Origin of the sequence: Dysosmobacter sp. (genome assembly GCF_052306735.1) — a bacterium.
Taxonomy (GTDB): domain Bacteria; phylum Bacillota; class Clostridia; order Oscillospirales; family Oscillospiraceae; genus Oscillibacter.
Genome location: NZ_DAWBAJ010000002.1, coordinates 95,101 through 115,778, shown reverse-complemented (window position 1 = coordinate 115,778; position 20,678 = coordinate 95,101). Strand labels below are relative to the sequence as shown.

At 61.1% G+C, this 20,678-nt stretch carries 24 protein-coding genes; 22 read left to right on the top strand and 2 right to left on the bottom strand.

The features are described 5' to 3' along the window. Nucleotides 1–30: 30 nt before the first annotated feature. The 17 genes from ACT67G_RS01275 (at nucleotide 31) to yihA (ending at nucleotide 14,590) form a co-directional block, all read left to right on the top strand. Nucleotides 31–297, top strand: a complete 267-nt coding sequence (locus ACT67G_RS01275) for a hypothetical protein (RefSeq protein WP_443662727.1) — start codon at nucleotides 31–33, stop codon at nucleotides 295–297. Nucleotides 298–449: 152 nt separating this feature from the next. Continuing rightward, nucleotides 450–791, top strand: a complete 342-nt coding sequence (gene rplS / locus ACT67G_RS01270) for a 50S ribosomal protein L19 (RefSeq protein ID WP_325246707.1) — start codon at nucleotides 450–452, stop codon at nucleotides 789–791. 177 nt (nucleotides 792–968) lie between these two features. Continuing rightward, nucleotides 969–1,553: a signal peptidase I gene (lepB, locus tag ACT67G_RS01265; protein WP_443662726.1), complete on the top strand. Its 585-nt coding sequence runs from the start codon at nucleotides 969–971 to the stop codon at nucleotides 1,551–1,553. Between the two features lie 12 nt (nucleotides 1,554–1,565). After that, nucleotides 1,566–2,189: a signal peptidase I gene (lepB, locus tag ACT67G_RS01260; protein ID WP_325246711.1), complete on the top strand. Its 624-nt coding sequence runs from the start codon at nucleotides 1,566–1,568 to the stop codon at nucleotides 2,187–2,189. Continuing rightward, nucleotides 2,186–3,055, top strand: coding sequence for a ribosome biogenesis GTPase YlqF (gene ylqF, locus ACT67G_RS01255; RefSeq protein WP_326215297.1), 870 nt, complete (start codon nucleotides 2,186–2,188; stop codon nucleotides 3,053–3,055). Before lepB (ACT67G_RS01260) ends, ylqF begins: the two co-directional genes overlap by 4 nt. 48 nt (nucleotides 3,056–3,103) lie before the next feature. After that, nucleotides 3,104–3,556 (top strand): hypothetical protein, encoded by a 453-nt coding sequence (locus ACT67G_RS01250; RefSeq protein WP_443662725.1) that lies wholly within the window; start codon nucleotides 3,104–3,106, stop codon nucleotides 3,554–3,556. A gap of 56 nt (nucleotides 3,557–3,612) precedes the next feature. Further along, nucleotides 3,613–4,095 (top strand): hypothetical protein, encoded by a 483-nt coding sequence (locus tag ACT67G_RS01245; protein ID WP_443662724.1) that lies wholly within the window; start codon nucleotides 3,613–3,615, stop codon nucleotides 4,093–4,095. 2 nt (nucleotides 4,096–4,097) lie between these two features. Continuing rightward, entirely contained in the window at nucleotides 4,098–4,721 is a 624-nt protein-coding gene (locus tag ACT67G_RS01240; protein WP_443662723.1) for a ribonuclease HII, read from the top strand. Then, nucleotides 4,718–5,080, top strand: a complete 363-nt coding sequence (locus ACT67G_RS01235; protein ID WP_325248099.1) for a YraN family protein — start codon at nucleotides 4,718–4,720, stop codon at nucleotides 5,078–5,080. Before ACT67G_RS01240 ends, ACT67G_RS01235 begins: the two co-directional genes overlap by 4 nt. A gap of 31 nt (nucleotides 5,081–5,111) precedes the next feature. Next, on the top strand, nucleotides 5,112–6,599 hold the full coding sequence (gene thrC / locus ACT67G_RS01230; protein ID WP_443662722.1) for a threonine synthase: 1,488 nt from the start codon (nucleotides 5,112–5,114) through the stop codon (nucleotides 6,597–6,599). Nucleotides 6,600–6,619: 20 nt separating this feature from the next. Then, nucleotides 6,620–6,973: a hypothetical protein gene (locus ACT67G_RS01225; RefSeq protein ID WP_443662721.1), complete on the top strand. Its 354-nt coding sequence runs from the start codon at nucleotides 6,620–6,622 to the stop codon at nucleotides 6,971–6,973. Nucleotides 6,974–7,000: 27 nt separating this feature from the next. Next, nucleotides 7,001–7,687 carry a metallophosphoesterase gene (locus ACT67G_RS01220; RefSeq protein ID WP_443662720.1) on the top strand — a complete coding sequence of 229 codons (687 nt, stop codon included), beginning with the start codon at nucleotides 7,001–7,003 and terminating at the stop codon, nucleotides 7,685–7,687. Nucleotides 7,688–7,777: 90 nt separating this feature from the next. Further along, on the top strand, nucleotides 7,778–9,199 hold the full coding sequence (gene tig / locus ACT67G_RS01215; RefSeq protein ID WP_443662719.1) for a trigger factor: 1,422 nt from the start codon (nucleotides 7,778–7,780) through the stop codon (nucleotides 9,197–9,199). Nucleotides 9,200–9,457: 258 nt separating this feature from the next. Then, nucleotides 9,458–10,039, top strand: a complete 582-nt coding sequence (locus ACT67G_RS01210) for an ATP-dependent Clp protease proteolytic subunit (protein WP_325244444.1) — start codon at nucleotides 9,458–9,460, stop codon at nucleotides 10,037–10,039. 40 nt (nucleotides 10,040–10,079) lie between these two features. After that, a complete protein-coding gene (clpX, locus tag ACT67G_RS01205) occupies nucleotides 10,080–11,396 on the top strand; it encodes an ATP-dependent Clp protease ATP-binding subunit ClpX (RefSeq protein ID WP_443662718.1) in 1,317 nt (438 codons plus the stop codon). Between the two features lie 154 nt (nucleotides 11,397–11,550). Further along, complete coding sequence (lon, locus tag ACT67G_RS01200; RefSeq protein ID WP_443662717.1) at nucleotides 11,551–13,977, top strand: endopeptidase La; 2,427 nt, start codon at nucleotides 11,551–11,553, stop codon at nucleotides 13,975–13,977. Between the two features lie 16 nt (nucleotides 13,978–13,993). Beyond that, nucleotides 13,994–14,590 carry a ribosome biogenesis GTP-binding protein YihA/YsxC gene (gene yihA, locus ACT67G_RS01195; protein WP_325244438.1) on the top strand — a complete coding sequence of 199 codons (597 nt, stop codon included), beginning with the start codon at nucleotides 13,994–13,996 and terminating at the stop codon, nucleotides 14,588–14,590. Nucleotides 14,591–14,644: 54 nt separating this feature from the next. Here the strand turns inward: yihA and ACT67G_RS01190 are convergent, their stop codons facing one another. Together ACT67G_RS01190 and ACT67G_RS01185 are read right to left on the bottom strand one after the other, a co-directional pair. Further along, nucleotides 14,645–16,084 (bottom strand): hypothetical protein, encoded by a 1,440-nt coding sequence (locus tag ACT67G_RS01190; protein ID WP_443662716.1) that lies wholly within the window; start codon nucleotides 16,082–16,084, stop codon nucleotides 14,645–14,647. Continuing rightward, nucleotides 16,054–16,185 carry a helix-turn-helix transcriptional regulator gene (locus ACT67G_RS01185; RefSeq protein WP_443662715.1) on the bottom strand — a complete coding sequence of 44 codons (132 nt, stop codon included), beginning with the start codon at nucleotides 16,183–16,185 and terminating at the stop codon, nucleotides 16,054–16,056. The genes ACT67G_RS01190 and ACT67G_RS01185 overlap by 31 nt, the downstream gene beginning before the upstream one ends. A 230-nt stretch (nucleotides 16,186–16,415) precedes the next feature. On the opposite strand from ACT67G_RS01185, the gene pyrH reads away from it, so the two are divergent. The 5 genes from pyrH (at nucleotide 16,416) to ACT67G_RS01160 (ending at nucleotide 20,678) form a co-directional block, all read left to right on the top strand. After that, nucleotides 16,416–17,132 carry a UMP kinase gene (gene pyrH / locus ACT67G_RS01180; RefSeq protein WP_325244434.1) on the top strand — a complete coding sequence of 239 codons (717 nt, stop codon included), beginning with the start codon at nucleotides 16,416–16,418 and terminating at the stop codon, nucleotides 17,130–17,132. Nucleotides 17,133–17,199: 67 nt separating this feature from the next. Then, complete coding sequence (gene frr, locus ACT67G_RS01175; protein ID WP_325244432.1) at nucleotides 17,200–17,757, top strand: ribosome recycling factor; 558 nt, start codon at nucleotides 17,200–17,202, stop codon at nucleotides 17,755–17,757. Next, complete coding sequence (gene uppS / locus ACT67G_RS01170; RefSeq protein ID WP_326215278.1) at nucleotides 17,757–18,530, top strand: polyprenyl diphosphate synthase; 774 nt, start codon at nucleotides 17,757–17,759, stop codon at nucleotides 18,528–18,530. The genes frr and uppS overlap by 1 nt, the downstream gene beginning before the upstream one ends. Nucleotides 18,531–18,584: 54 nt before the next feature. Further along, nucleotides 18,585–19,442, top strand: coding sequence for a phosphatidate cytidylyltransferase (locus ACT67G_RS01165; protein WP_325244428.1), 858 nt, complete (start codon nucleotides 18,585–18,587; stop codon nucleotides 19,440–19,442). 93 nt (nucleotides 19,443–19,535) lie between these two features. Next, on the top strand, nucleotides 19,536–20,678 hold the full coding sequence (locus ACT67G_RS01160) for a 1-deoxy-D-xylulose-5-phosphate reductoisomerase (protein ID WP_443662714.1): 1,143 nt from the start codon (nucleotides 19,536–19,538) through the stop codon (nucleotides 20,676–20,678).

The window sequence follows — 20,678 nt, the reverse complement described above, 5'->3', positions numbered from 1 at the left end:
TCCTTTTGGGCTTCAGCGTGATGGAATCTGGTGCTGTGCCTGTTCAACCTTTTGCCGCTGCGTCCCCTGGACGGCGGCCGGGCCTTGGAGCTGGCGGTGACCTGGATTGCTGGGCCGGACGCCGGGGAGCGGGCAGTCCGGATGGCCGGCACCTGCGCGGCCCTGGCCCTGGGTGTGTGCCTGGCGGCGGTGATGGTCCAAAGCGGGGGGAGCCTGTGGCTCCTGCCGGCGGCCGCTGCTGCATTCTTTACCGCCCTGCAGGAGGTGCGGGGGATCGCCGGCAGTTCCGCCGAATGAAATTTTTTGAAAATAATTCTTGCATTTGCAAGTGGGGTGTGATATTCTATCATGGCTACAAAAGGGCGGTCCTCTGCCGTGCGCCGGGCAATCATGCCGCAGCGGCGCGGAAAACACGGGTATGAACGCCTATAAAATAGGAGGAAATATCCATGGATCTCATCAAGGAACTGAACAAGGAAACCCTGCAGAACGAGGTGCCCCAGGTCAAGATCGGTGACACTGTCCGTGTCCACGTGAAGGTCAAGGAAGGCTCCCGCGAGCGTATCCAGGTCTTCGAGGGCACCGTCATCGCCAAGAAGCATGGCGGCATCGAGGAGACCATCACCGTCCGCCGCATTTCCTACGGCGTGGGCGTGGAGAAGGTGTTCCCCGTTCACTCTCCTGCCATCGCCACCATCGAGGTGGTCCGCAGCGGTTCTGTCCGCCGTGCCAAGCTGTACTATCTGCGCGGCCGCGTGGGCAAGAGCGCCAAGGTCAAGGAGAAGCTCTAAGAGAGACAAAGAGAGAGGCTTTCGCCTCTCTCTTTTGTTTTTTGCAGCTTCCGGGCTTTACCGGCCGCAGCTCTGCCGGGGAAGTGAGAAAAAAATCCGCGGATCCCTTGTGGTTTCGCGGATTCTTTGCTATACTACATAAGATTACATTGGGCTTGTATGGCCCTGGAGGCACCTATGGATAAAAAGCGTGTCCGCAGGGAATCAGACCGCGGCGCTTATGACTGGGTGCAGCTTCTGGTGTGCTGCGTGGTGACAGTGGTGGTGATTTTCACCTTTGTGATGCGGGTAGTCCGGGTGGACGGCCCATCCATGCGGGAAACCCTGCAGGACCGGGATCTGCTGGCTGTGGTGAACAGCCCCCTGTGCGGATCCTGCGGCGCCGGGGATATCGTCATCATCCGCCAGGAGGATTTCCTGGACGGCGCGCCCATTGTCAAACGGGTCATCGCCACGGAGGGCCAGACGGTGGACATTGACTTTGATACCGGCACGGTATACGTGGATGGCGAGGCGCTGGACGAAGACTATATCCGGGAGCCCACCTTCACAGACGAGGGAATGGATTATCCCCTGACCGTGCCGGAGGGGGCTGTATTCGTCATGGGTGACAACCGCAACGACAGCCACGACAGCCGGGCCCCGGATCTGGGGCCGGTGGATACCCGGTACATCATGGGCCGGGCGGTGGCTGTGCTGATCCCGGGGGTTTCGGCGGACACCGGCAGCCGGGAGTGGTTCCGGGCGGGAATTTTAAGTTGAGGAGAACTTGTTATGGAAGATAATCGGCAGCAGACCGTTGGGGACGGCGCAAAGGACAAGGCGCGTTCCGGACGGGAGCTTTACGAGTGGGCACAGGCGCTGGTGGTTTCTGTTTTGGCGGTGGTGCTCCTCTTTACTTTTGTGGTGCGACTCATCGGTGTGGACGGCCACTCCATGGTGCCCACCCTGCAGGATGGAGACCGCCTGCTGGTGACCACGTCCCTTTTGAGCGGTGAGTATCAGTACGGGGACATCGTCATCATCCAGAAGGGGTCCTTCGCCGGAGGAGAACCCATCGTCAAGCGGGTCATCGCCACAGAGGGCCAGACGGTGGACATCGACTTCGTCACCGGCACGGTGTACGTGGATGGGGAGGCCCTGCAGGAGGACTATATCAACGAGCTCACCTTCACCGAGGAGGGGACGGAGTTTCCCCTGACCGTGCCGGAGGGATCCATCTTCGTCATGGGCGATAACCGCAACCACAGCGACGACAGCCGCAATTCCCAGCTGGGCACCGTGGATACCCGCTATGTCATCGGCAAAGCGGTGTTTTTGCTCTTCCCGGGCGCGGATGAAGTGACGCAGCAGCGGGACTTCGGCCGCATCGGCCTGATCGGCGGGGTGGACGCATGAACATTCAATGGTATCCCGGCCACATGACCAAAACCCGGCGGATGATCGCCGAGCAGATCAAAAATGTGGACGCGGTTTGTGAGATCCTGGACGCCCGCATCCCCATCTCCAGCCGGAACCCGGATGTGGACGAGCTGACAGCGGGGAAGCCCCGGCTGGTGGTCTTGAACCGGGTGGATCAGGCGGATCCCGCCTCCACCCAGCGGTGGGCGTCCTACTTCAAGGGAAAGGGCTATGCCGTGCTGGAATCCGACGCCAAAAGCGGACAGGGTACCGCCCGTTTTGCCGCCGCCGTGCGGGAGCTTTTGGCAGACAAGATCCGCGCCTACGCGGAAAAGGGACAAAACCGGGTGATCCGGGTGATGATCCTGGGCATCCCCAATGTGGGCAAGTCCACCTTTATCAATAAGATCGCCGGCCGCAAGACCGCCAAGACCGAGGACCGGCCCGGCGTCACCCGCTCCAAGCAGTGGGTTCCCATCGACCGGAATCTGGAGCTGCTGGACACCCCCGGCATCCTCTGGCCCAAGTTTGAGGACCAGAGCGTGGGGCTGAACCTGGCCTATACCGGCGCCGTGAAGGACGATATTCTGGACACGGAGACCCTGGGCTGCCACCTGATGACCTACCTGGGCACCCGCTATCCGGATGCGCTGACTGCCGCCTACAAGCTGCTATCCTTGCCGGAGCGGGAGGCGGAAGAGAACGATATCGCCTGGGGCTACCGGCTCCTCTGCGCCGCCGGACGCAAGCGGGGCTTCCTGATCTCCGGCGGGGAAGTGGACACGGAGCGCATGGCCAAGATCCTGCTGGACGAGTTTCGTGGCGGCAAGCTGGGACGCTTTACACTGGAGGAGCCGGAATAAGGAGACATTATGTCAAATAGGACATCATTTGCCATAAAGTGGGCCCTTGTGACGGGTTTCATCTGGCTGGTATTCCATGTGGTAAGCGGCGTGAGAAACCTTGTGGGGCTGATGTTTGAAGCATACGATGACCGGACGCTGGGATACGCCGCGGCCTATTTAGTGTGTCTGCTGCTATTTGATGTGGGGCTGTTTCTTATCAGCAGCCCGGAGGCAGGAAAGATTTTGGAGCGCTACTGGGCGGTGTGTACCATGGTGCTGGCCCTGTTGACGCTGCTTGCTCTGCTGGGAGAGCACTTGCGGTTTGAATTGCCGGGATGGACGCTGCTGGTGATTCTGGTGACGCCGTATTTTCCTCTGGACCCTATCTGGAGAAACTTTTTGCCGGAATCGGGTGACCTCCTTCAGATCGTGGGCACGCTGCTGTTGTGTCTGCTTCATTGGGGGTACTGCCGGTTAGCCTTGTACCGGGCAGGAAACAGTTCGGCAACGGCTTTTTGAAGGGATATGTTGCCTGCTATTGACTCAGACGATGCCGGAAAAAGGAGGGGGCCATCGTGGAACGCAAGATGGAGCTTGATTGGTCTGAACAGGCCGCAAAGCTGGCCTTTCTCATGCTGGGCATCCATTTCGTGACCTTCTGGGAGGGATTGAGTTGGGATAGAGACCCGGCATGGTTTCGGCTGGCTCTGCTGGCGGCTTATGCCCTTTGCCTGTGGCGGGTGGACTGGACTCTGTGGCATCTCTCCAGCCGCCGGGTTGCCCGTTCCATGGCTGGATATTGGCTGGCGGCCACACTGTGCGCCGGAGCCTGGCTGATCTGGGGAGAGCATTGGCTGGGGAGCTGCGGAGATGCGTTAACAATCGTCTTCAGTGCTGCCATCCTGCCCTATGGACAGATTTTCTTTACCTATTATCGGGGATGGCCATGGGAAAACAGTGCTCTATGCGCCTCTGTGGGAGCTGCCGCAGTGTTTTTCCTGTGTCTGATTCACTTGGTTTGGTATGTCCGGCTCAGCTGTCGGGGAAAAGAGGAATAACATTGGATCTTTGGACTTACGAGCGTGAGCAATGGAATAGTGGCATCCAGACCCTCTGCGGCGTGGACGAGGCGGGGGCCGGGCCTCTGGCGGGACCGGTATACGCCGCCGCGGTGATCCTGCCCCGGGAAGTGGAGATCCCCGGCCTCAACGACTCCAAAAAGCTGACGGAGAAAAAGCGGGAGGCCCTCTACGACCTCATTACCGCCCAGGCCGTGGCGTACAGTGTGGCCCGGGTTGAGGCGGCGGAGATCGATGAAATGGACATCCTCAACGCCCGAATGCTGGCCATGAACCGGGCTATCGAAGGGCTGCCGCAGACGCCGGACCTGGCTCTCATCGACGGCAACCGGGACCACGGCAGTGCCGTGGCTATTACAGTGCCCCATCTTTGCATCGTGGGGGGCGATGGGAAGAGCGCCTCCATCGCGGCCGCCTCCATCCTGGCCAAGGTCAGCCGGGACCGCTATGTCTCCACGGAGCTGGACCAGGCGTATCCCCAGTACCAGTTTGCCAAGCACAAGGGCTACGGTACCAAGCTCCACTATGAAATGCTGGACCGGTACGGCCCCTGTCCGGCCCACCGGAAGACCTTCCTGAAAAAGTGGGAGGCGAGGCGGCTATGACCACCCGGCGGGAGCTGGGGAACCGGGGAGAGGCGGAAGCAGCCCGGTACCTGCGAAAAAAGGGATATGCCCTTCTGGCCAGCCAGTGGCGCTGCCGCTACGGGGAGCTGGATCTGGTGGCCCGGGACAAGCAGGGCACGGTCTGCTTTGTGGAGGTCAAGCTCCGCCGAGAGAGCGGGGGGACATTGCCCCGGGAGGCGGTTGACGCCCGGAAGCAGGCGCGGCTGCGCAGCGCCGCGGCCCTGTATCTGAGCCAGCATGAGCTGGACGCCCCCGCCCGCTTCGACGTGGCGGAGGTCTATACCGATGAAAACCACCGCATCCTCCGCCTGGAGTACCTGGAGGACGCGTTTTGTTAAGTACAACAGCCTGAAAAGGGAGGAATACATCATGAAATATCTGAGCACCCGGGACCGCGCCCTGCGCTACGAGTCGGCGGACGCCATCAAAATGGGCCTGAGCCGGGACGGCGGCCTGCTGACCCCCTGTGAGATCCCGCAGATCGACCGGGCCTTTCTGGAGAGCCTGGTGGCGGAGCGCTACCAGGTCCGGGCCGCCAAGGTCATGGCGCTGTATCTGACGGATTACACGGAGGAGGAGCTGCTGACCTTCGCGGAGAATGCCTACGGTCCCGCCAAGTTCGATACCGCCGCCGTGGCCCCCGTCCGCACGGTGGATGAGACCACATACTGCCTGGAGCTCTGGCACGGTCCCACCAGCGCCTTCAAGGACATGGCCCTCCAGATGCTGCCCCAGCTGCTCTCCGCAGCGCTGAAGAAGACCGGGGAGGGCAAGACCGTCTGCATCCTGGTGGCCACCTCCGGCGATACCGGCAAGGCCGCCATGGAGGGATTTGCCGACGTGCCCCAGACCAAGATCATGGTGTTCTATCCCAAGGACGGCGTCTCCAAGGTCCAGGAGACCCAGATGGTCACCCAGGACGGTGAGAACGTAGGCGTGTGCGCCGTGGTGGGCAACTTCGACGATGCCCAGGCCGGCGTCAAGCGCATCTTCTCCGACGAGTCCATCCGCGCCACCCTGGCGGAGCGGGGCTATTTCCTCTCCTCCGCCAACTCCATCAACTGGGGACGCATCCTGCCCCAGGTGGTCTACTACATCTCTGCTTACTGCGACCTGGTGCGGGACGGGAAGCTGACCATGGGGGACAAGGTGAACTTCTGCGTTCCCACCGGCAACTTCGGCGACATCCTGGCGGCCTACTACGCCAAGCGCATGGGATTGCCTGTGGGCAAGCTCATCTGCGCCTCCAACCGCAACGATGTCCTCACGGACTTCCTGCGCACCGGCATCTATGACCGCAACCGCCCCTTCCACACCACCATGAGCCCCTCCATGGATATCCTGATTTCCTCCAATCTGGAGCGGCTGCTCTTTGACCTCTCGGGCCAGAACGACGAAGAAGTCCGGGGCTATATGGATGCCCTGTCCAAGAGCGGGAAGTATGAGGTCTCCGACGCCATCAAGGCGGCCCTGGCGGAGCAGTACTGGGGCGGCTTCTGCGACGAGGCGGGCACCACTGCCGCCATCGCCAAGTATTATAAGGAGTACGGCTACCTCATCGACACCCACACCGCCGTGGCGGCCAACGTCATGGAGCAGTATCGTGCCGCTACCGGGGACAAGACCCCCACAGTCTTCGTCTCCACTGCCTCTCCGTACAAATTCTGCGACAGCGTCCTCTCCGCCATCGGGGAGACGCCTGCGGGAGACGGCGTGGAGCTGCTGGATCAGCTCCACGATGTCACCGGTGTGGCCATCCCCCGGCGGCTGGCAGCATTGAAGGGTAAGACGCGGCGCTTTGACCTCTCCTGCGAGAAGCCCGGTATGGACGGCGTGGTGCTGGACTTCCTGCGCTAATGCGAAGGGGGCCGGGGACTGTGAAAAGACAGGAAATGCCCACCCCCCAGGGTGGCGTGGTGAAACGAGCCAACGCCCGGGCAGTGCTGGTGACCCTGGGAATCGGGATCGTCTTTCTGGCGGTCAGCGCTCTGATCCCCGAGCGGACCATCGGGACCCATCGGGTGGTGGACACGGCCTACTGGGTCAAGGAAGGCCTGGAGTCCTTTGGGCTATGTTCGTGCGTCTTCGGCGTAGTCTGGTGGGCCCGGTTCCTGCGCTGCCCCTGCTGCGGCCTTAGCTTCGCAATGCCCTGGTGGAGCGGCGCTGAGCGTCACTTCTGTTCCCACTGCGGCAAGGAGATCGTCTTTGACGATGCGCCGCCGTCCCGGTAAATATCCAAATGAAAGGGGAGTGGTCTTATGGCCCTCTATGCCATTGGGGACCTGCACCTCTCCCTGACGGCCGACAAGTCCATGGAGGTGTTCGGCCCCGCCTGGGAGAACTATGTGAGCCGCATCGAGGCAGCTTTGGGGCAGCTCAACGCCGACGATGTGCTGATCCTGGCGGGGGACACCTCCTGGGGGATCGACTTGAACGAGGCGGAGGCGGACTTCCGCTTTCTGGACAGGTTTCCCTGCAAAAAGTATCTCATCAAGGGCAACCACGACTACTGGTGGTCCACCGTGTCCAAGATGAAGAAGTTCTTTGAAGAAAAGGGCATCACCACCCTGGACTTCATCCATAATAACTGCACCTTTTACGGCGATCATGCCATCTGCGGCACCCGTGGCTGGTTCCTGGAAGAGGATCAGAAGCCCCACAACGCCAAGGTTTTGAACCGGGAGGTGGGCCGGCTGGAGGCTTCGCTGCAGGCGGCGGGAGACGCTCCCATCTGGTGCTTTCTCCACTATCCGCCCCTCTACCAGGGCTATGAGTGCCCGGAGATCCTGGCTGCCCTGGAGCGCCACCATGTGGAGCGGTGCTGCTACGGCCATCTTCACGGCCCGGTGATCCGCCGCCGGGCGGAGGGAGAGCGGCAGGGAACGGCCTTTTCCCTGATCTCGGCGGACTATCTGGGGTTTCAACCGAAAAAAATTTGTGAATAAATGAAAAAAGACTGGAATTTTCAAGTTTTTTCTGGTAAAATACCATCTCGCACCGGCATTTGATCGGTGATGAACGGAGGAGTTAACAAAATGAGTGTGAAAAGCTGCGAAAAAGTTGAAAAGAGTCAGGTCGCGCTGACCATCGAAGTGGGCGCGCCGGAGTTTGAGGCTGCCATCGAGAAGGCGTATCAGAAGATGCGCAAGAAGATCAACGTCCAGGGCTTCCGTCCCGGCAAGGCTCCCCGCAAGATCATCGAGGGGATGTACGGCGTTGAGGTCTTCTTCGAGGAGGCCATTAATATTGCATTCCCCGACGCTTACGAGGCTGCCGTGAAGGAGCAGGACCTGCGCGTCGTGGGCTATCCCGAGGTGGAGATGGTGGGTGAGTGCACCCGCGACGGCTTCACCTTCAAGGCCACCGTTCCCGTCTATCCCGAGGTGACCCTGGGCCAGTACAAGGGCCTCTCCGCCGAGAAGGACGAGGTCAAGGTCATGGCCGCCGACGTCAACGAGCGTCTCAAGGAGCTCACCGACCGCAACACCCGCCTGGTGAGCGTGGACCGTGCCGCCAAGGAGGGCGATACCGCTGTCATCGATTTCGAGGGCTTCCTGGACGGCAAGCCTTTCGACGGCGGCAAGGGCGAGAACCACAGCCTGGAGCTGGGCTCTCACAGCTTTGTCCCCGGCTTTGAAGAGCAGGTAGTGGGCATGAAGGCCGGCGAGGAGAAGGACATCGACATCACCTTCCCCGAGGACTATCACGCCGACCTGGCCGGCAAGGCTGTTGTGTTCAAGGTGAAGGTCAACGAGGTCAAGGAGAAGGAAGTCCCCGCTCTGGACGACGAGTTTGCCAAGGACGTCTCCGAGTTCGACACCCTCAAGGATCTCAAGGCCGACCTGAAGAAGAAGATCACCGAGGAGCGCCAGAAGGCCGCCGATCAGGCCTTTGAGGACGCCCTGATGGAGCAGGTGGCTGCCAATATCACCGCCGAGATCCCCGATGCCATGGTGGAGGGCCAGGCCCGTCAGTATCTGGACAACTTCAAGATGCAGATTGCCCAGCAGGGCATCCCCTATGACCAGTACATGAAGATGACCGGCATGGACGAAGCCAAGCTCCTGGAGGATGCCAAGGAGCCCGCTCTTCGTCAGGTGCGGCTGGATCTGGCTCTGGCTGCCATCATCAAGGAAGAGAACCTGGAGGCCACCGATGAGGAGGCCGAGGAGGAGCTCAAGAAGATGGCCGAGCAGTACAACATGGATCTGGAGACCGTCAAGAAGTATCTCCAGGTGGATCAGGTGAAGGATCAGATCCTCACCCGTAAGGCTGTGGCCATCGTGGTGGACAGCGCCACCGCCGTCAAGCCCGAGAAGAAGGCCGCCAAGAAGGCCGAGGACGGCGAAGAGGGCGAGGAGAAGAAGCCCGCCAAGAAGACCACCCGCAAGTCCTCCAAGAAGACCGAAGAGGCCCAGGAGGAAAAAACTGCCGAGGAAGGCTCTGAATCCAAGTAATTCCGGGCATACTGTTGGGAGTCCGGGGCGGCATGTGTGGCCGCTCCGGTGCCCTGACGGGAGTATCGCCCCTGTTTGACAGGTTCCGCGTACCATCCGTAGTAGGATGAGTGCGTGCGTGGCAGCAGCGCCGGACGCTCCCAACGGGGCCAGGCGCTTTTGCCATTCCTGCCCGGGAATTGGCCGCCACGGAGGGAGGCCGTTATTGGCTGGGAGGACGCCGGAACACGGAAAGAGCGATTCAAGGAGGTTTACCCAATGAGCTTAGTTCCCTATGTAGTAGAGCAGACCAACCGGGGAGAGCGGTCTTACGACATCTTCTCCCGCCTGCTCAATGACCGGATCGTCTTTTTGGGCGAGGAGGTCAACGCCACCACCGCAAGCCTCGTGGTGGCCCAGCTTCTGTATCTGGAAGCACAGGATCCCGACAAGGACATCCAGTTCTATATCAACAGCCCCGGCGGCTCCGTCACCGACGGCATGGCCATCTACGACACCATGCAGTACGTCAAGTGCGACGTGTCCACCATCTGCATCGGCATGGCCGCCAGCATGGGTGCGTTCCTGCTCTCCTCCGGCGCCAAGGGCAAGCGTCTGGTGCTGCCCAACGCTGAGATCATGATTCATCAGCCCTCCGCCGGTACCAAGGGCAAGGTGACGGACATGGAGATCGATGTGGAGCACTTCCTGCGCATCAAGCGGAACCTGAACGAGATCTTGGCGCAAAACACCGGCAAGACCGCGGAGGAGATCAAGGAGGTTTCCGAGCGGGACCACTGGATGACCGCCCAGGAGGCCCTGGAGTTCGGCCTGGTGGACAAGGTCATCGCCAAGCGGTGAACGGCATCCATAGGCAAATACAGAAAACCGAGGTAATACCATGAACGACGACGGCAAGAAGGCACTGCGGTGTTCCTTCTGCGGCAAGCATGAAAACCAGGTCCACCGCATGATCCAGGGACCCGGCGTGCGCATCTGCGACGAGTGCGTGCAGCTGTGCATGAGTATTTTGAACGATGGGTTCGAGGATACTTCCGGCAGCGCGCTGGAGGATATCCCCGATGAGCTCCCCACCCCCCGGGAGATCAAGGACGTGCTGGATCAGTACGTCATCGGCCAGGATGAGGCCAAGGTGGCGCTGTCCGTGGCAGTCTACAACCACTATAAGCGTATTTTCTTTGGCGGCGACGAGGATGTGGAGCTCCAGAAGAGCAACATTTTGATGCTGGGTCCCACCGGCTCCGGCAAGACGCTCTTTGCCCAGACCCTGGCCCGGATTTTGAAGGTGCCCTTTGCCATCGCCGACGCCACTACGCTGACGGAAGCCGGCTACGTGGGCGATGACGTGGAGAATATCCTGCTGCGTCTGCTGCAGGCGGCAGACTTCGACGTGGAGCGGGCGGAGCACGGCATCATCTATGTGGATGAGATCGACAAGATCGCCCGCAAGAGCGAAAACACTTCCATCACCCGGGATGTCTCCGGTGAGGGTGTGCAGCAGGCCCTTTTGAAGATCGTGGAGGGCACCGTGGCCAACGTGCCGCCCCAGGGCGGACGCAAGCACCCCCATCAGGAGTTCATCCAGGTGAATACCAAGAACATCCTCTTTATCTGCGGCGGCGCATTCGACGGCCTGGAAAAGATCATCGAGCGCCGACTGGACCAGAAGTCCATCGGCTTCGGTGCCAACATCCAGGGCAAGAAGGACAAGAATATCAGCAAGATCCTCCACGAGGTGCAGCCCCACGATATTTTGAAGTTCGGCATTATTCCCGAGCTGGTGGGCCGGCTGCCGGTGATCGCATCCCTGAACGCCCTGACCCGGGCGGATCTGGTGCGGATCCTGACGGAGCCCAAGAACGCCCTGGTGAAGCAGTACAAGAAGCTGATGGAGTACGACGACGTGGAACTGGAGTTCCAGCCGGAGGCTCTGGAGGCCATCGCCGACAAGGCCATTGAGCGCAACATCGGTGCCCGGGGCCTGCGGGCTGTGATGGAGGGCATGCTCACCCAGATCATGTACGACGTCCCCTCTGACCCCACCATTACCAAGGTGGTTATCACCCGGGAGTGCGTGGAGGGCACCGGAACCCCTGTCCTCACCCGGGATCCCAATAAGATCAACTATTCCGTAAAGATCAACTCCAGAAAGGAAGCAGGGAAAAAGCGTCCCCAGTCTCCTGCCTCCGCCTCCTGAGCACGGCTTTCGGACAATCAAGGGAAAGGGAACCCCCGGGGGTTCCCTTTCCGGGTAATTTGGCGGAAAAATCCACGGGCGAACCGCCAGAATACCACGCTGCGTTTCAGTCGCGGCAAACCTTCCCGCCCAAGTGAGAAAGGACGGTCCCACCATGGAACTGACGAGTTGGAACATTCCGGTATTGGCCCTGCGGGGGCTTACGGTGTTCCCCCATATGAATTTGACCTTTGACGTAGAGCGGCGCATCTCCATTGCGGCCCTGGAGCGGGCCATGGAGGCCGATCAGGAGATTTTCCTGGTGACCCAGCGGGAGATCGGCGTGGATCTGCCGGGGGAGAAGGATCTCTACACCATCGGCACTGTGTCCCACATCAGTCAGATCCTGCGGCTTTCCGGCACCTCCGTGCGCTGTGTGGTGGAGGGACGCCGCCGGGCCCGGCTGCGCCGTCTGTGGCAGACAGAGCCCTTCCTCCAGGCCAATGTGGAGGCACTGGAGGAGGAGCCGGAATCCGAGGCTTTCCGCAAGAGCCCCCGGACGGAGGCCCTGCTGCGCCAGACCTTCCACCTTTTCAGCGAATATGCCCAGCTCACCGGCAATGTGCCGGAGGAGGTCCTCACCACGTTGATGGATGACCATCAGCAGGTGGGGGAGCTGGCGGACTTTATCGCCCAGAATATCGCCCTGCGCTATCAGGATAAGCAGGCGCTGCTGGAGGAGTTCTCTCCCGTAGCCCGGATCCGGATGCTTAACCGCTTCCTGGCCCGGGAAAACGACGTCCTGGGCTTTGAGCATGAGATGGAGGGCAAAGTCCGGGATCAGCTGGCCCGCAGCCAGCGGGAGCAGATCCTCCGGGCACAGATCCGGGTTCTCCAGAACGAGCTGGGGGAGGGCGGCAGCGACGAGGATGAGCTGGAGACCTACCGCCAGCGTATCCAGGAGCTGGCATTGCCGGAGGAGACGGAGAAACACCTTTTAAAAGAGGTGAGTAAGCTTGCCAAACAGCCCTTCGGCAGCGCCGAGGGTGCTGTGATCCGCAACTATCTGGACGTGTGTCTGGAAATGCCCTGGAACCAGGAGACCAAGGAGCGGGTCAGTGTGGACGCCGCCCGAAAGGTTCTGGAAAAGGACCACTACGGCCTGGAAAAGGTGAAGGAGCGGATCCTGGAGACCATTGCCGTCCGGCAGATGAACCCCGAGGGGAAGGGGCAGATCCTCTGCCTGGTTGGTCCCCCGGGCGTGGGCAAGACCTCTATCGCCATCTCCGTGGCCAAGGCCCTGAACCGAAAGCTTGCCCGTCTGTCCCTGGGCGGAGTCCGGGATGAAGCGGATATTCGGGGCCACCGCAAGACTTACATAGGCGCCATGCCCGGCCGCATCGTGGAGGCCATCAGCCGCAGCGGATCCATGAACCCTCTGCTTCTGCTGGACGAGATCGACAAGCTGGGCAGCGACTATCGGGGAGATCCGGCGGCAGCTCTGCTGGAGGTACTGGACAGTGAGCAGAACCACGCCTTCCGGGACCACTTCCTGGAGATCCCCCTGGATCTCACCAGGGTCATGTTCATCACCACTGCCAATACCACGGACACCATCCCCCGGCCCCTGTTGGACCGGATGGAGGTGATCCGCCTGGCCAGCTACACGGACGAGGAAAAGCTCCAGATCGCCCGGCGCCACCTGCTGCCCAAGCAGCTTGCCGAGCACGGCCTCAAAAAGGGTGCAGTACGCATCAGCGACGATGTGATCCGCTCCATCATCCGGGACTACACCCGGGAGTCCGGCGTGCGTCTTTTGGAGCGGCGGCTGGCAGCGGTGTGCCGCAAGGCGGATGTTGCCCTGCTCAAAGGAGATGTAAAGCGGATTACCGTTACAGAAAAAGACCTTCCGAAGCTGCTGGACTGCCAGCCCTATCCCCCCGCTCTCCACACGGAGCAGGAGGAGGTCGGCGTGGTGAACGGCCTGGCCTGGACGGAAGCCGGCGGTGAGATCCTGGAAGTGGAAGTCAATGTCATGGAGGGCTCCGGCAAGCTGGAGCTCACCGGCAACCTGGGAGATGTCATGAAGGAGTCCGCTCAGGCGGCTATGAGCTGTCTGCGGAGCCGGGCGGAGGCCCTGGGCATCCAGCCGGACTTCTACAAGACAAAAGACATCCACGTTCACTTCCCGGAAGGGGCGGTACCTAAGGATGGACCATCCGCCGGTATTGCGGTTACCACCGCCATGCTCTCCGCCCTGACGGGCCGGAAGATCCGCTCCGGCATCGCCATGACCGGCGAAGTGACCCTCCGGGGCCGGGTGCTGGCCATCGGCGGACTGAAGGAAAAGACCATGGCGGCGCTGCGCAACGGCATCGGCACCGTGCTGATCCCCAAGGACAATGTCCGGGATCTGGAGGAGATTGACCAGACTGTCCGGGCAGCATTGCACTTTATTCCGGTGGAGACGGTGGATCAGGTGTTTGCTGCTGCGCTCTGCCCGGAGACGGCCCCCGTCCGGGAGGAGACTGGCCCCGCGGTGGCGGCTTTTGCCCCGCTGCCCGGCCGGGAATCCACGCAAGACGCCGCCCTGCGGCAGTAAAGGAGAAGACCGATACATGGCCTTGAATTTCAATAAAGTGGAGTTCGTGCGCTCCGCCGCTGTCCGGGAGCACTTCCTGCGGGATGGATTGCCTCAGTTTGCCTTTGCCGGGCGGTCCAACGTGGGCAAGTCTTCTGTCATCAACCGCCTGGTGAGCCGGAAGAACATGGCCTATGTGGGGGCCTCTCCCGGAAAGACCACCCAGATCAACTACTTCCGGGTGGATGGCCGGGCTTATCTGGTGGATCTGCCGGGATATGGCTATGCTAAGGTCAGCCGGGCGGAGAAGGAGCGCTGGGGCAAACTCATGGAGAGCTACTTTCAGGATGAGGGAGAGATCCTCACCGCCGGGGTGCTCATCGTAGACATTCGCCACAAGCCCACTGCGGACGATGTCACCATGCACGACTGGTTCCGTCAATCCGGCTGCCCGGAGATTATCGTGGCCAACAAGCTGGATAAGCTGAAAAAAAGCCAGGTGGAGCCTGCCCTGGCCTTGATCCGGGAGACCCTGGAGCTGACGGAGGAGGACGCCCTGGTGCCGTTCTCTGCGGAAAAAGGGGAGGGGAAAGATACCCTTATCCGGCTTCTGACGGAAAAGTGCGGCGGATAAAGATCGAACGAGGGAACGGCATTGCCGTTCCCTCGTTGTTTGTTTGTATCCTTATCATTCCAGCTCCTCCGGGGAATCCGGGAGCTGATAGCGGTCATTGATGGGGGTGACCAGATACAGCCGCAGCAGTTCTGCCCAGTCCCGCTCCTGGTCAGTGAAGGAACCATCGGCCAGGGCTGTATCCAATGTATCCAAGGCTCTTTCCAGCTCTGCCGGATACAGGTCCGCATCGTAGGCGGTGAGACGAACAACTTGGTACATGGTCTCCTCCACACTGTCACAGGCAAGACCTTTGGCAAAGGCGACGGGATTTTCCGAGAAGGCTGTGAAAAGCAGATGGGCATAGGAATCGGCCAGCCAGCCGTCCAGATTGGACTGGACGCCCATCTGCAGACAGAAGACCTCATGGTCTGAGTAGGGGACCTGCTCCCGCAGCCAGGAGAGAAGCATATTGATGGTGTCTTCCGGGTGTTCCGTGGTCCCAAGATCTCCAAAAGCCCACCAGTCCAAATTGCTGAGATTATGAAAGATCGTCTGGCGATCCGCATAAAGCTCCTCGGCAGTGAGGCCTTTTTGCAAGATCAGCGTATTGAGCGCGTCGTAGACCTGCTGCTCCACCGTTTTTTTCGGCTCCTGTCTCTGGGAAAAATCGATTTCATCGTCCCGAACCGGGAAGCTGTCCGAGTTGTTGACGTGGTAGTAGGGATAAGAGGCGTCTTCCATACGGATACCGGACACAAGGTCACCCGTCATCAGAAATATGAGATTGCAGCCAAAGCCAATTTTATCTGCCGATGGATCCGATGGGCAATAGACATAGAAATCATCATAGGCGATATCCGTGTCGGGGCCACAGGTGGGGAGGCAGTAAATGAGATCCCCCGAGGCGCCGTATGCCTCCCGTACCTGCCGGGCGGTACTGCCTACCCCAATCCCTTTCGGCGTTTCGTAATCACGGGAAGCGGTTTCTATCAACATAATGGAAACCGGTGCAGTTCCGTCTGTTCCGGTGCGGCAGCGCAGCGTCAGGGTGCCGCAGATGAGATCGTGATATTCCTGGTCCGGAACCTCCCCGGTGGTGATCGTTTCCGGCTCCGTCAACGTCAGGGAAGTGCCGAAGGGGAAGAGGTCATCCTGCTGCCCCAGAGCCAGATATTCGTACCACTCCTGATGTCCCAGCCGGGGGACCTGCCAGGTGAGATAGAATTCCGTGTGGGTGGGCTCCGGAATCTGGCTGACCTGCCCCGCCGTGGAGCGGAGGCCCAGGAGGATCAGCGTTCCCGCCATGAACACCAGCAGCACCAGGACGATTACCAGAGCAATCCACCCTCCCCGCCTCCGGGGCGGAGAAGAGGAGGCGGGGCTCTCGGCGGCCTCCGGTGCATTCCGGGGCGGCGGCTCCGGCATCTGCGTCAGCTCCGCCACGCTGACGCCGAATTCCCGGGCCAGGGCCAGCAGATTCTCTATGTCCGGCGCCGCAGCGCGGTCTCCCATTTGCTCACCGCCTGGCGGCTCACCCCCAGCCGGGCCCCCAGCTCCTCCTGGGAGATGCCCAGGGTTTTGCGGTACGCACTGATCCGCTGTCCCAGCGTCATGGACACATTCCTCCTTTGCCTTTGGGTCCAGCATAGCAGAATCCCGGGAAAATGGCTACCACCCGGGTGTCAAATATCGGTTGCGGCGGGGAAAAAAGCTGCTTCCGCCGGGAAAACCGGAGGGGAGGAGGCCCGGGTGGAAATTCTTTCGTCTACCCCCTTTGCAAATACGGAAAAATAAGATAGAATAGACCCGTATAAATTCCACTGACACAACGGAGGTTTTTGTTATGGCAAAGCCTGTTTACAAGCGGGTCCTGCTGAAGATCAGCGGCGAAGCTCTGGCGGGAGATAAGCACACCGGATTGGATTTCGAGATGATCGGCCGCGTGTGCGACGTCATCAAGGAGTGCCTGGATCTGGGTGTTCAGGTGGGCCTGGTAGTCGGCGGTGGAAACTTCTGGCGGGGCGCCAAAAACAGCGGCGGCGCCATGGAGCGCACCCGGGCCGACCACATGGGCATGCTGGCCACGGTGATGAACTGCCTGGCCGTGGCGGACGTGTGCGAGCAGAAGGGCATCCCCGTCCGGGTGCAGACCGCCATCGAGATGCGGGCCATTGCCGAGCCCTACATCCGCTCCCGCGCCATCCGGCACCTGGAAAAGGGCCGCGTGGTGATTTTCGGCGCTGGAACCGGCAACCCCTATTTCTCCACGGATACGGCGGCGGTGCTGCGGGCGGCTGAGATCAATGCCGACGTGATCCTCCTGGCCAAGAACGTGGACGGCGTCTACACCGCCGATCCCGCCAAGGATCCCACCGCCGTCAAGTACGACACCATCAGCTATGACGACGTGCTGGCCCAGCACCTGATGGTCATGGACTCCACGGCCACCAGCCTCTCCATGGATAACCACATCCCCGTGCTGCTTTTCGCCCTCAAGGATCCCCATAACATCATCCGGGCCCTGATGGGTGAGAACGTGGGCACCATCGTGGGAGAGTAAGACATCCTCCTGCCGCCGCGGCGGCTCCATGAAAAAGAAGAATTTCTGAAAGGAAGGAAACACCACCATGCTGAAAGACGAATACAAGGTTTACGAGGATAAGATGAAGAAGAGCGTCGACTCTGTCAGCGCGGATTTCGCCTCCGTGCGGGCGGGCCGGGCCAACGCCGCTGTGCTGGACCGCATCACCGTGGACTACTACGGCAGCGCCACCCCCATCCAGCAGATCGCCGCGATCTCCTCTCCCGACCCCCGGGCCCTGGTGATCCAGCCCTGGGACGCTTCCTCCCTGAAGTCCATCGAAAAGGCCATCCAGAACTCCGACCTGGGCATCAATCCCCAGAACGACGGCCGGACCATCCGGCTGAACTTCCCCCAGCTGACGGAGGAGCGCCGTAAGGAGCTGGTCAAGCAGATCCACAAGTACGCCGAGGGCGGCAAGGTTGCCATCCGCAACATCCGCCGGGACGCCATGGACAACTTCAAAAAGCAGGAGAAGAAGTCCGAGATCACCGAGGATGAGCTCAAGCAGGCGGAAAAGGACCTGCAGAAGATGACCGACGACTACTGCAAGAAGCTGGAAGACCTGCTGGCGAAAAAAGAGAAGGAGCTGATGGCGGTCTGATGGCTGACATCCAGAAGAATCAGGCGGGGCAGACGGAGGGTCTGCCCCGCTCCAACGGAAAAGAGGGCCTGCCCCGGCACATCGCCATTATCATGGACGGCAACGGCCGCTGGGCTACCCGGCGGGGCCTGCCCCGTACCGCCGGACACAAGGCCGGAGCGGAGACCTTCCGCCGCATTGCCACCTACTGCAAAAACCTGGGCATCCAATACCTGACAGTGTACGCCTTCTCCACGGAGAACTGGAAGCGCTCTGAGAGCGAGGTCTCCGCCATTATGCTGCTTTTGAAGAAGTATCTGCTGGAGGCGGTGGACACCATGGAGCGGGACCACATCCGGCTTCACTTCTTCGGGGACATGACCCCTATTTCACCGGAGCTGCGGGCCCTGGCCAAGGAGACCGATGAGATCACCGAGCACCTCTCCAAGGACGATTTCCAGGCCAACGTCTGCCTCAACTACGGCGGCCGGGATGAAATTTTGCGGGCGGTGCGGCGCTTTGCGTCGGAGTGCGCGGCAGGGGAAAGAAAACCGGAGGATCTGGACGAGACGCTGTTCTCCTCCTATCTGGACTCCGCCGGCATTCCGGATCCGGAGCTCATCATCCGCCCCAGCGGCGAACAGCGCCTGAGCAACTTCCTGCTGTGGCAGTGCGCCTATTCGGAATTTTATTACACCGATACCCTCTGGCCGGACTTTGACGAAGCGGAGCTGGACCGGGCCCTGGAGGCCTACCGGCATCGGGATCGGCGGTTTGGCGGCATTAAAAAGTGAGAAACCGCAGGGCCTGTAAAGGAAGAACCCTGTATAGATTAAAGGAATGATTTCATGTTCAAACGAGTGATGGTGGCCGTAGTCGGCATCCCCTTTTTGCTGCTGGTGCTGGGCTGGGCGCCGGAGTGGGCCACCACGATCCTGGTGGCGGGCATGTGTGCCATCGGTGCCTGGGAGCTGATGCGGGCCGTGGCAGGGGAGCGGGGAAAACCCCTGATCCCGTTGACGGTCCTGGCGGCGGCGGTAGTGCCGGTGTGCGTATCCGCGGAGCTGTCCATCCAGTACGCGGATCTCACCGCCATGCCCCAGCTGCCGGTGACGGCCCTGGCAGGGGTGATCTTCGTACTTTTGGCCTTTGCCCTGGCCATCCATCGCTATGACGAATCCCAGGGCATCCCCTTTGCCGCTGTCACCGCCGCCCTCTTTGCGGGGCTGGTGTTTCCCCTGATGCTCTCCTGCCTGCTGCGGCTGCGGATGGTGCCCTTCCTGGGAGAGGTGCTGGTGTTTATGCCCCTTTGCATCGCCTTTGGATCGGACACCTTCGCCCTGTTTGCCGGGATGCTGTGCGGAAAACACAAGCTGGCGCCCCGGGTCAGTCCCAAGAAGACCGTGGAGGGCGCCGTGGGCGGCCTCATCGGCGGTGTCATCGGCATGACGCTGATGGCGGTCATCGGGGGAATGGTGCTGGGGGACGCGTTTTTGGCTCCGGTTCATGTGCTGGTGTTCGGCATCGTGGGCAGCGCCGTCAGCCAGATCGGCGATCTGAGCTTTTCCGTCATCAAGCGGGAGTTCGGCGTCAAGGACTACGGCAACCTCCTGCCGGGCCACGGGGGTATTTTGGATCGCTTCGACTCTGTGACCTTTGTGGCGCCTTTCGTATGGCTGGCCCTGCAGATCATGTGGGTACTGTAATGAGAATGGACAAGGCGGCGGCGCGGTCTCTTTTTTGAGAGGACGCGGCGCTGCCTTAGGATTGTTTTCAGCTTTGGAGAATAGGATAGCACTATGAGTAAAACCATCTCGATTTTGGGATCCACCGGATCCATCGGCCGGCAGACCCTGGATGTGGCGGAGCAGCTGGGATTACAGGTGGCCGCCATCACCGCCCACGCCAGCGTGGAGCGCATGGAGGAGCAGGCCCGCAAATTCCGCCCCGCCCTGGCGGTCCTCACCGATGAGGCTGCCGCCCGTGACCTGGCGGTGCGCCTGCAGGACACGGATACCCGGGTCCTGGGGGGCTTTGATGCCCTGGAGGAGGCTGCCACGGTTCCGGAGGCGGACACCGTGGTCACCGCCGTGGTGGGCATGGTGGGACTCAAGCCTACCCTGGCCGCCATCCAGGAGAAGAAACGCATCGCCCTGGCCAACAAGGAGACCCTGGTGTGTGCCGGGCAGCTGGTGATGGACGCGGCGGATGCGGCGGGAGCGGAGATCGTGCCCGTGGACTCCGAGCACTCCGCCATTTTCCAGTGCCTCCAGGGCTGCCGGGACCGCCGGGAGATCAAACGGATGATCCTGACCTGCTCCGGCGGACCTTTCTACGGCATGACACGGGAAGAAGCGGGCAAAATGACCCGGGCGGACGCCCTGAAGCATCCCAACTGGACCATGGGCCCCAAGATCACCGTGGACTGCGCCACCCTGATGAACAAGGGCCTGGAGGTCATCGAGGCCATGCGCCTTTACCGCCTGCCCCTTTCCCAGGTGTCGGTGGTGATCCACCGGCAGTCCATCGTCCACTCCCTGGTGGAGTACCGGGACGGGGCGGTGCTGGCCCAGCTGGGGACGCCGGATATGCGGCTGCCCATCCGCTATGCCATGACCTATCCCAACCGGGGCGTGAATCCGGCGGAGCCCCTGGATCTTCTGACCTGTCCGCCCCTGACCTTTGCCCAGCCGGACCGGGAAGTCTTTCCCTGCCTGCGGCTTGCAGAGGAGGCGGCGCAGGAGGGCGGCACCGCCTGCGCGGTGCTCAACGCCGCCAACGAGGAGGCCGTGGGATTGTTCCTGGCGGGGAAGATCGGCTTTTACGACATTCCGGCCCTGGTGGCAAAGGCCCGGGCCCAGGTGAAGACCATCCACGATCCCTCGCTGGAGGAGATTTTGGCGGCGGACAGTGCGGCCCGACGGGTGGTGCTGGAGACCTGA